We start from the raw sequence: 14,668 nt of genomic DNA, 5'->3' as shown, positions 1-14,668 counted from the left end.
GGCTCATAACAATAAAAGCTGAATTAAAGTATGCTTATTAAAAGCGCAAAACCCTGGCAAGCTGCCGGGGTTTTTGTGTTTGTGAAAGGATTTCACCATTTTATTGTCGCTGATAAAATCTCTTCCTGCAAACAAAAAACCCCCGGATTTGCATCCGGGGGAAATCATAATCATATTAGTTTAGTTAGGAATTTAAAGTTTAGCTGACTTTACAGTTTTGATGATAACCGCAGCAACTTTGTACGGATCGGCAGCTGAGTTAGGGCGACGATCTTCCAGGTAGCCTTTCCAGCCTTTTTGTACGGTGTACAAAGGAATACGGATAGAAGCACCGCGGTCAGAAACGCCATAGCTATAATCATGGATGGAAGCAGTTTCGTGCTTACCGGTTAAACGCTGATCATTATCAGCACCATATACAGCGATACATTCAGCAACCGCCGGACGGAAAGCTTCGCAAATTTTGTCGTAAATGTCTTTGCTGCCGCAAGTTCTTAAAGTAGTGTTTGAGAAGTTAGCGTGCATGCCTGAACCATTCCAGTCTAACTGACCTAATGGTTTGCAATGCCAGTTAATTGAAACACCATGTGCTTCGCCAACTCTTTCCAACAGGTAACGTGCAACCCAAATCTGGTCGCCCGCTTCTTTAGCGCCTTTAGCAAAGATCTGGAATTCCCATTGTCCGGCAGCAACTTCAGCGTTGATACCTTCAACGTTTAAGCCAGCTTCAAGGCAAAGGTCCAGATGCTCTTCAACGATTTCACGGCCGTATGCGTTATTAGCGCCAACCGAACAGTAGTAAGGGCCTTGCGGCGCGGGGTAACCGCCGGCAGGGAAACCAAGCGGCTTGTTGGTTTCAGGATCCCAAAGGAAATATTCCTGCTCAAATCCAAACCAAAAATCGTTATCGTCATCCTGGATAGTAGCACGGCCATTTGACTCATGAGCAACGCCGGTTGAATCAAGCACTTCGCACATTACAAGGTAAGCATCAAGTCTTCCCGGATCTTTACAAATAAAAACAGGCCTCAACACGCAATCTGATGAACCACCTGGTGCCTGCTCGGTTGATGAACCGTCGAAGCTCCAATCAGGGCATTCTTCCAGTGTTCCGCCGAAATCACTTACTATTTTTGTTTTGCTGCGCAGGCTTTGTGTGGGTTTGTAGCCATCAAGCCAAATGTACTCGAGTTTAGTTGCCATTGTTTAATGATTTTATAATTTTTGGTTTAATCTTTGTTTTTTTAACCGTTATCTTAAAATATTGAGGCGAATTTAAATTATTTTTATAAATTTCATTACATTTTGTTGAAAATTTTATGATTTTTTTTAATTCCGTTGGTTTATGATACAATATTGGCTATTAAATTGCAAATAACACATTATAATGATAACTAATGTTTAAAAAATAATCCAAAAAAGAAAAGCTGAACAATTCATTTAACATCATTTCAAAAAAACAATATTTCCAATCCCTGTTTCGCCAAAACTGTTTGCAATAAAAAACAACAGCCATAAACTTTTACTTGCGATGCTCAATTCGCTGTCAAATCCGAAATCGCAGGTCGTAAAGCCAGGATCGCCCTCACTTATTGCATATTTTTTACATATAAAAAAATATAAATTTCTATCTTCGGGCCTGTTTAATTTTCCATCTGCAAACCATAAATTGAAATGAAGATAACTGTTGTTGGCGCCGGGGCTGTTGGCGCTACCTGTGCGGATAATATCGCCAGGAAAGAATTGGCCGAAGAATTGATCTTATTAGATATCCGCGAGGGTTTTGCCGAAGGTAAAGCGATCGACATGATGCAGACTGCTGCCCTGTTGGAGTTTGATACCAAAATTAAAGGTGTTACCAATGATTATGCTGCCACAGCCGACTCAGAAGTAGTGGTAATTACATCAGGCCTGCCGCGTAAACCCGGCATGACACGCGAAGAACTGATCGGCACCAATGCCGGCATTGTAAAAAGCGTTACTGAAAATATCCTTAAGTATTCGCCAAACACTATTATTATCGTAGTATCCAACCCTATGGATACCATGAACTACCTTACCCTGAAAACTTCGGGCCTGCCAAAAAACCGTATTTTAGGCATGGGCGGTGCGCTGGATTCAGCAAGGTTTAAATATTACCTGAGCCAGGAATTAGGCTGCTCACCTGCCGACCTTAACGCGGTAGTTATCGGCGGTCACGGTGATACCACCATGATCCCGTTGATCAACCACGCTACCTGGAACAGTGTACCGGTTACGCAGTTATTAAGCAAAGAACAACAAGATAAAATAGTTGCAGCAACAATGGTTGGCGGCGCTACCTTAACCAAACTGATCGGCACCTCTGCATGGTACGCACCAGGCGCAGGTACAGCTTTTATGGTAGAGGCCATTGTACGCGACCAGAAAAAACTGCTTTCGTGCGGTGTTGCCCTTGACGGCGAATACGGACAAAGCGATATTTCGCTGGTTGTTCCGGTTATCCTCGGCAAAAATGGCTTCGAAAGGATCGTTGAATACAAACTAAGCGATGCTGAACAGGCTGAATTTGATAAGAGCGCAGGAGCGGTTCGGAATATGAACCAGGTGCTTTATGACACGAATGTGATTTAAGGCTTGAATTAGGCTGACATTATAAGGGCTTAACCGTTTTGGTTAAGCCTTTTTCGTTCTGCATGAAGTCTTATTCTCTGCTTAAAGTAAAATTTATCGGCACACTATAAGCAACTCTGACAGGACGGCCGCTTTGCATGCCCGGAAGCCATTTGGGACTTAATTTCATTACCCGCAAAGCTTCCTCATTTAAATCTGTTCCGGCTCCTTGAATAATCCTCAAATCTGATAACGAACCATCCACTTCGATAACAAATCCAACGATTACCTTACCCTGCGAATTTCCATCCCTTGCGGAGATGGGGTAACGAATATTTCGACTTAAAAACAAACCAAAATTGCCAGCCCCTCCCGGGAATTCAGGCATTTGTTCAACAACAGTAAAAATCTTAGGTGAAATTATTTCTTTGCCAAAACGATCGAAGGTTTTTAACGAAACAATAACTCCATCCTTGAACTGTTCAACAACTGATAAAGAATCACTCTCTGTCCCGCGCCACTCGCCTGTCTATTCCATTATTAACCGGGCCTTCCACATAGTTTTTACCAAATCCCTCGCTTGAAAATTTCATCCATTTCCCGTTCCCTGAATCTGCCAGCATCACTCCTGTTGAATCAAAGCATTGTTTCAAAAAAGGCCGCTCGCTCTTTTTATAACTCTTTATGTTATATATTTTTCCATTGGGGTAGTACTCTAATACATCGCCAACGGGTTCGCCGTTTGTATAATTGCTAATAACCATCCGGTGTCCATTGGGGAAATAACTTATTTGTGAACCTTCAGGCATCAGGTCCATTGTTTTTGTTTTTGAATAGCCCATCATCCGCAGCTTTCCGTTTTTATAATATTCCTGCAAAACAAATAAATGCTTGTCAACATTAGTATCTGGCGGCAAAACCAGCAGTAAAAAATCTGCGTCACTTAACGCTGGCACAAAACGACCATCGTTTGTAAGGTAATAAACTGTGGTATCTGGTTTTTGCGCCGAAGCCACGAACCATAAGCAAACACATAGTACAACAAGTCCTATTTTTTTAATCATTCTTTAAATATTACCTCTGTTATCAGTTAATCATGGTGCCGTTAAAAGTAAAGTCAACAGTGAAATTTACCTTTACGGGCTTGCCGTTCATTGCTCCGGGTTTCCATTTCGGCGAGCGCTGTATCCGGGTGGCTAATTCATCGCTAATTTCGCTGCCGAATTTCCCTTTAACCGCAATATGATTGAGTTTGCCTAATTCGTCCACGATAAAATTGACAATAACCCGGCCACGCACATGATACCCCTGCGCCTGTTCTGCCTTTAATATAATACCTCCTAAATACGCAAACAACTGAGGCTGGCCGCCGGGAAATTCAGGGGCGACTTCAGCATGGTTGTATATTTCGGCCCCGGATTCATCGTAATATCCCGACGACGTTATCCTGTTATCAACATAATTGCAAAACACTTTCACCAGGTCACTATTTACACCCAACCATTTTCCTTCACGAAATCCATCTTTAATATCTCCGGCCATGTAATGCATGAAACTATCATCGCTAAAATCAATCCATTTCCCCTTGCCATCCCCGGATAAAACGGCGCCTGTTGAATCTGCACAACTCTTTAACAAATAGTTATTTTTCATGCAACGCTTCATACAAAAGAACTTTCCATTGGGATAATAGGATATTTCATCCCCCACCTGTTCACCATTTTCAAAGGTTGCTATTTGTTTCTTATGCCCATTTTGGAAGTACGCGATATATTGCCCCTGAAGATTCGGCTTAAAATAATAGGGTATTGCAGAATCAATCGGCTTTAGTTTATTGGTTTCGGAATTAGCGATATACTTGATCTTTCCGTTTGGATAATAGGCCTGAACGATGAACAGGTCCTTGTTGATACTTGTATCGGGAGACAAAAAGGTAATAATGACATCGGCACTATCAACAATAGAAGTAGGACGGCCATCAGCCTTTAGATAATAAACCGTGGTATCCCGTTTTTGCGCTAATGCAGCATCTATAAGGAAAAAGCAAATCAGTGCAACAAAGGCAGGTTTTAGCATGGAGTTTAAATTTTGGTTAAGATACTCTTCCCGTTTAAAATGAACAAAAATAAACGCCATTTAAACAAACCGTTTAACATTTGGGTGCTTGATTTAATAAAAAACACCTGCGCGTTTAGAAATTGAGTTCGTTTTATCTTTCTTTCGATAGTGTAAAGCCAATGGGGACACTATACATAACTGGCACGGCCTTACCCTCATACACTCCTGGCTTCCATTTTGGCGAAAGTGATATAACCCGTATTGCCTCCTGATCTATATCCGGGCTAAGGCTTTTTGCGACAAAAAGACCACCCAGTACACCGTTTTCATCAACGATAAAGGTTATAACTACGGTGCCCTGGATATTCATATCACGTGCATCAGGAGGGTATCGAATAGTTGTCCCCAAAAACCTATAAAATCCCTCCAGGCCGCCAGGATATTCAGGATTGACATCAACTTTATAATATACCCTGCGACCCGAACTTTCAATACTTCCGGCACATTTTAGTTTGCCATTTTGAAACTTCTCAAATGTATTTATTGTATCATTACGTTTGCCTTGCCAGTCGCCCTCCGGCAAACCATTAATAACATCGCCTGTAAAATAGTTTTTAAAATTTTCATCTTCAAAACTTAACCATTTCCCATTGCCATTTTCAACTAAAACCTTCCCGGTAGAATCCAGGCATGAATTAAATATTGTTTTTTTATCGCTGATATGCGTTTTTGTACAATAGACCTTTCCATTGGGGTAATAGTCGGTTTCATCGCCACTCAAATCCCCGTTTTCATAGTTTGCGATCTGCATTTTATGCCCGTTTTGAAAAAAGAAATAAATTGACCCTGCAATAAAGGCTTCACATAACCGGGTGATTTCGGATCGATCGGCTGTAATTTTTTTGATGTGGCACTGCTGATGTACCTGATCTTCCCACTTGGATAATACGTGTTAACCATATACAGGTTTTTATTAACGCTGGTATCAGGGGGTGATATCATAATTATAAAATCAGCACCGGGGGCATTTTTTTGAAGATACCCGGATTTTTTTATAAAGTATACGGCTGTGTCTTTTTTTTGTGCAACTACCGTGTTAAATAAAAGCAAATATACTATTATAATAAGGAACGGTTTTAACATGAACTTTTAAAATTTGCGTTAAGGTAAATATACTTTTTTGTTTAACGTTAATGAGTCGAAGAAATACCAAAATGATTAGTTACCCTCTGGCCCAAAATCAACCGATACGACATAATTGTGTCGCAAAAACATTCCATCATACTGATACGGTCTCCATTTGGGCGATGATTTTATAACCCTTATGGCTTCTTCGTCACATCCATATCCCAAACTTTCTAACACTCTGAAATTGCTGAGACTGCCGTCACCTTCAACAATAAAACCAATTTTAACAGCACCTTTAATACCAGCTTCTTTAGCGCCTTCAGGATATTGCTTGAAATGATTAATAAATCTGTGAAAAGATTGCGGGCCACCTGGAAATTGTCCGTCGACTTCAACGTGAGTAACGCCTGTTTTGGTCGGCATAGTCGAAGAAATCACATTGTTAAACTTATAAACAAACACAAAGGGCACTGAATCCCTAACCACACCATTCCAGCGGCCATCTTTTTGGCCATTCTTTACCATGCCCTCAACATAATTCTTTTTAAATTCATCATCGAAATAATCTATCCATTTTCCATTCCCATTTTCAGTTAACACCTTACCCGTAGAATCATTGCATTGCTGCAAAATAGGCGCCTTACCCGGTGTGTAAATTTCAATAGTATATACTTTTCCGTTTGGGTAATACGCCACCTCCGACCCGGATTTTTCTCCGTCTTCATAGTTTTCAATCATTTTTTTGTGCCCGTTTTGAAAATAAGAAATAATGCCCCTATGGTAAACCATATTCATTGCATTGGTATACGACCCACCTATTAACTTGAGCTTTCCATTTTTATAAAACTCCTGTACAACATACAGGTTCTTATCGACCGTCGTGTCCGGAGGCAGCAACATTCTGAAAAAATCGGCGCTGTCTTTAGTAGAAACCAATTGATTTGGATATTTCAGGGCATACATAAGCGTGTCCCTTTTTTGTGCAAAAGTTGTATTAAACAAAAACAGGAACAAAAATGCGGCAAAGGCAGGTTTTAACATGGATTATAAATTATCCGGTGAAGATAACTATCGTCTTTTATAAATTATTAACCAAGTATAAAAAACATATAGCCTGGAAAACAAACAACCCGGCACATTTGCGCCGGGCTGTTTTTTATTATGCTTTTCATGAACTATGATCCATGAACCATAAGCCTACTTAAATATATCATCTCCTAAACCAGTATTCGCAGTAGCGCTTGATAGTTTATAATCAATCGGCTCGCCGTTAATGCTGCTGGTTTCATCAAATGGTATTTTAACACCGGTATTAATGTTGCGGTAATCTTTAAATTCCATCCGGGTGCTGTTCACCACGTCAGTAAACTGTTTTACTTTTAATCCAGTTTTCTGGTCGTAATAATATTTAACCCTGATGCCATCGGGGTTGGTAACTGTTATAAGATAAGCTAACTGCCCGTTAATAACTTTTATAGCTGAATCCAGCTGCAAGGTATAGCCCGGTTTGTTAAAATCCAGTTCGGGGAAAAGTTTATACCGTGCCATAACAGCGCCTTTTTCAGACTTGCTGCTCAATGGCGATTTACGGCCGTTAAGCTGGAGCGACACGCTATCACCCATGATAACGATATGGGCCGCATTAAAGTTATTGAACGCAGGCACAGTTACATCCTGTAAAAACTTGCCAGGGGTTTTATATTTATTTACCCTCAGGATATGAAATCCCTGGATCACTCCTTCTGAATTTGTTGTGAGGTCTTTAATATCTTTTATTCTTTCCTCGCCGCCGATAGCGTCTATGTACGTTTTAACAACCGCAGCCGCTGTTATGCCTTTGGGCATCGGGCTTCCCGCCAGCGAATTGTTATCAGGATTAACATCCGGTAAAACATGATCCGGGTCTATCGTCGCATAAGTTATTTTCGAAGTTGATTTATAGGCAAAGGTCCAGGTGCCGCCGCGCTGCCAGATCTCTGCAGGCAGTTTCACTGTCCCGGTTTTGCCGTTATCTTCCTGTACAAAAATGGTTACCGGCAATGCCATGCCTTCAAGATTTTCAATGGTGATCAATGCCCCTTTTGAAGGATCATTGCCCACATAATCAATCGCTTTTAACGACTGATCCAGTTTCGATGTAGTCAAAAACCACTCGTTCCAGAACCAGCTCAGGTCTTCGCCCGCGGCATTATCCATCGAGTGGAAAAAGTCCCATGGGGTAGGATGTTTAAATGCCCAGCGTTTTATATAGGTACGGAATGCATAATCAAAACGCTCTTCGCCTAAGATCTGTTCACGCAAAATGGTTAAACCCATTGCAGGTTTTTCATAAGCGGCAAAACCAAGGTAGTTAGGCTGTATCACGTCAGGCGTGCTCATTATCGGGTCGGCGTCAGGGCTAAACATGGCCTGCGCTAATTTTTGCGCGTCCTGCGGGTCATAATATTCGCCTTTATTAAACACTTTAGTATCAACCTTATTAATAAAGGTGTTAAAACCTTCATCCATCCACGCATATTTGCGTTCGTTCGACCCAACAATCATCGGGAACCAGTTATGGCCAAATTCGTGGTTGGTTACTTCCCACAACCCGCCTGTCTGGCTCTCAGACGAACAAAAAACAATACCGGGGTATTCCATACCGCCAACGATGCCGCCAACGTTGGTTGCCACCGGGTAAGTATATTCGTACCATTCGGTTGAATATAATTCAATAGCGCCTTTTACATATTCGGTAGACCGGCTCCAGGCTTTTTCGCCTTTGCTTTCAATAGGGTAAACTGATTGCGCCAACGCTTTTTTCCCGCTTGGCAGGTTGATCCTGGCGGCATCCCATAAAAATGCTTTCGAAGCGGCCCAGCTAACATCGCGGGAGTTTTTACAGAAAAAATGCCAGGTAAGGCTCGCTTTTGCAGGATATGAATCTTTGCTGGCCAAATCAACGGAATCCTTTATCATTACCGTTTTGTCGCTGCCCTTTGCAACAGCCAGGCGGCCAATCATTTTTGGCGTTAAAACTTCAGCAGGGTTAAGTAATTCACCTGAACCTACCACCACCATACTGGCGGGTGCAGTTACGGTATAGTCAAAATTACCATACTCCAGGTAAAACTCCGATGCGCCCATATAAGGGATCACATTCCAGCCGGTAACATCGTCATAAACTTCCATACGCGGGTACCACTGGGCAATTTCATACACCCAGCCATTTTTATAGAGCTTGCGGCCCATGCGGTCGGTACCATATTCCGGTACATCAAAAGCATAATCAATTTTCAGGTCGATTTTGCTGCCACCGGCACGCAGCGTGTCATTTAGCTTGATCTGCATACGGGTATCCGTAATTACATAATCTACTTTTTCAGCTTTACCATTTTTGATCACATAAACGCCTTTGATCTGGTCGCCGTCGGTAAACACTTTGTTATTAAAGCGGCCACCTTCAACGGGGCTGGTAGCTTCTCCGCGCGAATCTTCACGATAAATATTTTGCTCTACCTGCAGCCATAAAAAACCCAGCGGGTCGGGGCTGTTATTGGTATAAGTAATCCGTGCCGTGCCGCTCACCTGGTGTTTGGCGGTATCCAGGGTGACGTTTAGTTTGTAATCTGCACGGTTTTGCCAGTATTTGGGCCCAGGGGTGCCCGAAGCTTCTCTAAACTCGTTGCCATTACCCGGGTAAAACAAAGGGGAAAATACTTTGTGCTGATCATATTTAGTTGGCGCCTGGTCAGTTTGCGCATTTGCTGTAAAAATACCTGCGCATAAAAAAAGTGACAGGCTTACTTTAAAAAATTTCATAGTTGGATTTTTTGATAATTTAAAGGCAAGATAGGGATTTTGTTGATTGTGTTTGAATAAGTTATTAGGGCTGGTTGATTTTTTTTAACAAAATATATAATACTACAGATAAATATTTGTTTTGACGAAGTAAAAATAAAAACGTTACAGTAAAAAGGATAATTAAAATAATGCTGCTCTTTAAACCGTTAAACCCACTGACCATTTCTGGCGAACAATGGCTAAATGACATTTCAACTTAATCAACGCGATAAACCTAATCAACTTTTTTATACTTTTGCGCAGCAATGGACATATCAGTTGTAGTACCGCTTTACGATGAAATAGAATCGTTACCCGAGCTTACCTCATGGATAAGTGGCGTGATGGATAATAACCGTTTTACCTATGAGATCATCCTGGTTGACGATGGCAGCAGCGATGGCTCCTGGGAAATGATCCGCAAGTTGCATAAAAACAATCCCTTTATAAAAGGCATCAAATTCAGGCGCAACTACGGTAAATCAGCTGCTTTAAATGTTGGGTTTGAAGCTGCCGAAGGCGAGGTAGTGATTACCATGGACGCCGACCTCCAGGACAGCCCCGATGAGATCCCTGAACTTTACAGGCGTATTACTGAAGAAAAATATGATTTAATTTCAGGCTGGAAAGCAAAACGGCACGATCCTTTAAGCAAAACTATCCCCACAAAAATATACAACGCAGCCACCCGCCGCATGAGCGGCATCCATAACCTGCACGATTTTAACTGCGGGCTGAAAGCCTATCGCAAGGCGGTGGTGAAGAATATTGAGGTTTACGGCGAAATGCACCGTTATATCCCGGTAATAGCCAAATGGGCCGGTTTTGTGAAAATAGGCGAACAGATAGTTGAGCACCGGCCGCGTAAATATGGTAAAACCAAATTCGGCATCAGCCGCTTCATCAACGGGCTGCTTGATTTAATGTCGATATTTTTTGTCGGCAAATTCGGCAAACGCCCGATGCACTTTTTTGGTACTATGGGTACCTTAAGCTTTTTAGCAGGAACGGTAATGGTATGCTGGATCATCTGGGATAAATTATACGCCATAGCACATGGCATAAAAGTTACGCGTGATGTAACTGCACAGCCCTTATTCTATTTAGCCCTGGTGGCTATTATATTAGGCTCGCAGCTATTTTTAACCGGTTTTGTTGCCGAACTGGTTTCACGCAGCGCGCCCGAAAGAAACAAGTACCAGGTGGAAGAGGTGATTTAATTTAGATATGAGACGTGAGATTTGAGATATGAGATTTAAAATATTTGAATTGAATTTTGTTAGCAAAAAAGCCTGGTTAATGTTGAGTCTTGATTCTCACGTTTTTGTTATGTCTCATATCTCATATCTCACATCTCACGTCTAAACAAAAATGTTTTTTTCCATCATCATCCCTCTATACAACCGCCCGCAGGAGATCAAAGAACTGCTGGAAACACTTACCCAACAAACCTATAAGCAGTTTGAGGTTTTGGTAATTGAGGATGGTTCAATTGAGGATGCCGGGGAAATTGTAAAAAGCTTTTCGGATCAGCTGAACATTAAGTATTTTGTAAAGAAGAACGAGGGCCAGGGCTTTACCCGGAATTTTGGTTTTGAACGGGCTAAGGGCGACTATTTTGTAATTTTTGACTCAGATTGCCTGATCCCCGAAGACTACCTGCAAATTGTAAACGATTCACTGGCAAAAAACTACCTGGATGCCTACGGCGGCCCCGATGATTCACATCATTCCTTTACCCCAATCCAAAAAGCTATCAGTTATGCCATGACCTCCCCTTTTACCACCGGCGGTACCCGCGGCAGTAAAAAAAGCATAGGGCAATTCCATCCACGTAGCTTTAATATGGGCATATCCCGGCAGGTTTGGGAAAAGGCAGGCGGTTTTATCATTACCCGCCTTGGCGAGGATATTGAATACAGCATCCGCATTCATTCACAGGGCTTTAAGATCGGACTGATCCCTGAAGCGAAAGTTTACCATAAACGCCGTACTAACTTTTTAAAATTCTATAAACAACTGCATTTTTTTGGCAGGGCCAGGATCAACGTTTACAAATTTTTCCCGAAGGGCTTAAAACTGGTTCATTTTTTTCCCGCGGCATTTACCCTTTTCCTCGCTTTTACAATAGTGGCTAACATTGTTTACCGCCCTTTAGGGCTGCTAAGTAACCTTATATTAGCCTGTTATATTTTGTTAGTATTTTTTCATGCCTGGTGGAAAAATAAATCAATTAAAATCGCATTTTTGAGTATCATCGCTTCATTTACCTTATTGATTGCCTACGGATTTGGATTTATGCAGGATTTTTGCAAGCGGGTAATATTAAAAATATCATAATGTACCATCCTTTTTCTATTGCTGATACTTTAAAGGCTTCATGGGGGGTTCTCAGGAAAAACTTCGTCACTCTTATTATATATTCGGTGCTTTCTTTATTTGTGTATGGGTTTATTAACTTCATTACCCTTTTCCTTACTGTTGAAGACAGCTTGCTCAACCTTTTGATCCTGTTTTTTTTACAAATGATCACACAATCCTACCTGGCATTAAGTTTTTATAAATTGATTTTAACGTTAATGGACAAGGAGTTTTATGAATTTTCGCTGAAGGACATCCTGCCATCCATTAAAATGACTTTTAATTTTGTGGTCATTGCCTTCGCCTATACGGTGCTCGTTGTCATCCTGTTTTTTGTAAACAGGCCCCTGGAAAACTACGAGGGCCTTTTATTCCTGGCACAAACTTTAGAGATGATTTTAGTGCTGTTTTTATTGGTGAGGTCAATATTCTGTGTTTGTTTTATTGTTGATGATGATTCCCAGCCATTTGAATCATTAAAACAAAGCTTTGGCATCACAAAAGATAATTTTTTCAAAACATTATTTATCGGGGTCATTATTGTTGGCATTATGATATTAACCTTAATTCCAATCGTCTCGATACTCAGCCTGTTTAAACCCAATAAAGATAATCTCGATTTTCTGTTCAAAATTTCCTTTTATATTTGGTTTGTAATTGCATTCCCCATCGTGCAGGTAATTATTATGGTTACCTATCGCAAGTTGGTTTTTAGCCACCTTGATGTGGATGATGATGTTACCGAAGCCGTTTAACCTATGGGACTAAAAGCTGCACTCAGCAAACCTTTTGCCGCGCTTATCAATCGCCGGTTAAACAAACTTCGCTTTAATGCCGTCGAACTACAGCAAAAAACGTTTGAGTACCTGGTTACACAGGCAAAAATAACCGAATTTGGCAAAGCCCATCAGTTTGCATCTATCAAAAGTTACGAGGATTTTAAAAAAAACGTGCCCGTACATGACTATGAAGATCTTCGCCCCTACATTGACCGCGTAACCAGGGGCGAACCCAATGTGCTTTGGCCCGGCAAGCCTGAATACCTTGCAAAAACTTCAGGCACTACATCAGGCGTAAAATATATCCCCATCTCCAAAGAAAGCATGCCCGAGCATATTAAAGCTGCGCGTAATGCTTTGCTGAGCTATATTTACGAAACAGGTAAAGCGGATTTTGTTGACGGTAAAATGATCTTCCTGCAGGGCAGCCCTGTATTGGAGAAGAAAGCAGGCATCTCTGTTGGTCGCTTATCAGGCATAGTGGCGCACCATGTACCCGGCTACCTGCAAAAAAACCGCCTGCCCAGTTACGAAGTAAATTGTATGGACGACTGGGAGCAAAAGGTTGATGCCATTGTGGCTGAAACAAGAAATGAGGACATGCGCCTCATCTCGGGGATCCCGCCCTGGTGCCAGATGTATTTCGACCGGCTCTCTGCCGTTTGCGGCGACAAAAAGATCAAAGACATTTTCCCAAATTTCAAACTGTACGTACATGGCGGCGTAAATTATGAGCCCTACCGCGGCCGGATGGAAGAAAGTATAGGCTTCGGCATAGATACGATAGAAACCTACCCGGCATCCGAAGGTTTTATTGCTTTCCAGGACAGGCAAAAGGAAAAAGGCTTATTGCTGATGGTGGATTCAGGCATATTTTATGAATTTATCCCGGCCGATGAATTCTTTAATGAAAATCCCACCCGAATCAGCCTGAAAGATATTGAACTTGACAGAAATTACGCATTAATATTAAACACCAGCGCCGGGTTGTGGGGTTATAGTTTGGGAGATACGGTTAAGTTCGTTTCCAAAAACCCTTATAAAATTGTGGTGAGCGGGCGCATCAAACATTACATCTCAGCATTTGGCGAGCATGTCATCGGCGAAGAGGTAGAACAGGCGTTAATGGGCGTTGCTAACGAAGAGGGAGTGGATGTGATTGAATTTACCGTTGCCCCGCAGGTTAACCCGCCAAAAGGAGAATTACCCTATCACGAGTGGTTTATAGAGTTTGGCAAGGCCCCTGATAACCTGGTAGTATTTGCTTCAAAGGTGGACAAAGCCCTACAAAAGAAAAATATTTATTATTTTGACCTGATAGAGGGTAACATTTTGCAACCTTTGGTTATCCAAAGCCTGAAAAAGGATACCTTTATCAATTATATGCGTTCGCAGGGAAAACTGGGCGGGCAGAATAAGGTGCCCAGGTTAGCGAATGACAGGAAAATAGCGGAAGAATTAAAGGAATATATTGTTTGATTGCTAAATTGTTATATTGTTGTTTTGTTTTGACAATTTAAAATATGGAAAAGAAATTTCTACAATTAAACGATCTGACTTCCTATAACTCTGGTTTTTCATTTGCAAATAAAGTTTGGGATATTGTAATAAAATGGGATTACTTTGCCAGAGATACTATTGGTAAACAATTTGTAAACGCTGCTGATTCTATTTCTGCAAATATTGCTGAAGGATTTGGCCGGTATCATAAAAAAGATAAGATTAAATTTTACTATTACAGTTTAGGATCAGTTAAGGAATGCACCGATTGGCTTAATAAAGCAAAAATTAGAAATTTGGTTTCAGAACAACTCTTTGCGGAGCTAAATGAGCTGATGGAAAAATTGCCGAGAGATATTCATCAATTAATTAAGTTTACTGATGACCACCTGAAGATATAGTTTGCGAATATAATCACGGTAATTGTA

Annotated in this window: 13 protein-coding genes; 6 read left to right on the top strand and 7 right to left on the bottom strand. The window is 41.3% G+C overall.

Going from position 1 to position 14,668, the window contains the following annotated elements; translation table 11 throughout:
* Positions 1 to 192: 192 nt before the first annotated feature.
* Complete coding sequence (locus tag MgSA37_RS11240) at positions 193 to 1,203, bottom strand: glutamine synthetase beta-grasp domain-containing protein (RefSeq protein ID WP_096351980.1); 1,011 nt, start codon at positions 1,201 to 1,203, stop codon at positions 193 to 195.
* A gap of 471 nt (positions 1,204 to 1,674) precedes the next feature.
* Here MgSA37_RS11240 and mdh point away from each other — a divergent pair, with 471 nt between their 5' ends.
* The gene (mdh, locus tag MgSA37_RS11235; protein WP_096351978.1) at positions 1,675 to 2,613 is read left to right on the top strand and encodes a malate dehydrogenase; all 939 of its coding nucleotides are present in this window, start codon (positions 1,675 to 1,677) and stop codon (positions 2,611 to 2,613) included.
* 70 nt (positions 2,614 to 2,683) lie between these two features.
* Here the strand turns inward: mdh and MgSA37_RS11230 are convergent, their stop codons facing one another.
* The 6 genes from MgSA37_RS11230 to MgSA37_RS11200 all read right to left on the bottom strand — a co-directional run bounded on the left by MgSA37_RS11230 (position 2,684) and on the right by MgSA37_RS11200 (position 9,579).
* The gene (locus MgSA37_RS11230) at positions 2,684 to 2,980 is read right to left on the bottom strand and encodes an energy transducer TonB (RefSeq protein WP_096351977.1); all 297 of its coding nucleotides are present in this window, start codon (positions 2,978 to 2,980) and stop codon (positions 2,684 to 2,686) included.
* A 112-nt stretch (positions 2,981 to 3,092) separates the two neighbouring features.
* A complete protein-coding gene (locus MgSA37_RS11225; protein WP_096351976.1) occupies positions 3,093 to 3,656 on the bottom strand; it encodes a toxin-antitoxin system YwqK family antitoxin in 564 nt (187 codons plus the stop codon).
* A 22-nt stretch (positions 3,657 to 3,678) separates the two neighbouring features.
* On the bottom strand, positions 3,679 to 4,728 hold the full coding sequence (locus MgSA37_RS11220; RefSeq protein WP_096351974.1) for an energy transducer TonB: 1,050 nt from the start codon (positions 4,726 to 4,728) through the stop codon (positions 3,679 to 3,681).
* Positions 4,729 to 4,801: 73 nt separating this feature from the next.
* Positions 4,802 to 5,461: an energy transducer TonB gene (locus MgSA37_RS11215; RefSeq protein ID WP_096351972.1), complete on the bottom strand. Its 660-nt coding sequence runs from the start codon at positions 5,459 to 5,461 to the stop codon at positions 4,802 to 4,804.
* A 407-nt stretch (positions 5,462 to 5,868) separates the two neighbouring features.
* Positions 5,869 to 6,819, bottom strand: coding sequence for an energy transducer TonB (locus MgSA37_RS11205; RefSeq protein ID WP_096351969.1), 951 nt, complete (start codon positions 6,817 to 6,819; stop codon positions 5,869 to 5,871).
* A gap of 156 nt (positions 6,820 to 6,975) precedes the next feature.
* Entirely contained in the window at positions 6,976 to 9,579 is a 2,604-nt protein-coding gene (locus MgSA37_RS11200; protein ID WP_172885315.1) for a M1 family metallopeptidase, read from the bottom strand.
* Positions 9,580 to 9,866: 287 nt separating this feature from the next.
* Between MgSA37_RS11200 and MgSA37_RS11195 the strand changes: the two genes are divergently transcribed.
* From MgSA37_RS11195 to MgSA37_RS11175, 5 genes are all read left to right on the top strand, one after another.
* Positions 9,867 to 10,820 carry a glycosyltransferase family 2 protein gene (locus MgSA37_RS11195; RefSeq protein ID WP_096351968.1) on the top strand — a complete coding sequence of 318 codons (954 nt, stop codon included), beginning with the start codon at positions 9,867 to 9,869 and terminating at the stop codon, positions 10,818 to 10,820.
* 151 nt (positions 10,821 to 10,971) lie between these two features.
* Positions 10,972 to 11,940: a glycosyltransferase gene (locus MgSA37_RS11190; RefSeq protein WP_096351966.1), complete on the top strand. Its 969-nt coding sequence runs from the start codon at positions 10,972 to 10,974 to the stop codon at positions 11,938 to 11,940.
* Positions 11,940 to 12,716 (top strand): hypothetical protein, encoded by a 777-nt coding sequence (locus MgSA37_RS11185; protein ID WP_096351965.1) that lies wholly within the window; start codon positions 11,940 to 11,942, stop codon positions 12,714 to 12,716. The genes MgSA37_RS11190 and MgSA37_RS11185 overlap by 1 nt, the downstream gene beginning before the upstream one ends.
* A gap of 3 nt (positions 12,717 to 12,719) precedes the next feature.
* A complete protein-coding gene (locus MgSA37_RS11180; RefSeq protein ID WP_096351963.1) occupies positions 12,720 to 14,219 on the top strand; it encodes a GH3 auxin-responsive promoter family protein in 1,500 nt (499 codons plus the stop codon).
* 44 nt (positions 14,220 to 14,263) lie between these two features.
* Positions 14,264 to 14,641, top strand: a complete 378-nt coding sequence (locus MgSA37_RS11175) for a four helix bundle protein (protein ID WP_096351962.1) — start codon at positions 14,264 to 14,266, stop codon at positions 14,639 to 14,641.
* Positions 14,642 to 14,668: the final 27 nt, after the last annotated feature.

The organism is Mucilaginibacter gotjawali, from assembly GCF_002355435.1.
In the GTDB taxonomy this organism is placed as follows: Bacteria; Bacteroidota; Bacteroidia; order Sphingobacteriales; family Sphingobacteriaceae; genus Mucilaginibacter; species Mucilaginibacter gotjawali.
This window is presented reverse-complemented; position numbering and strand designations above follow the sequence as displayed.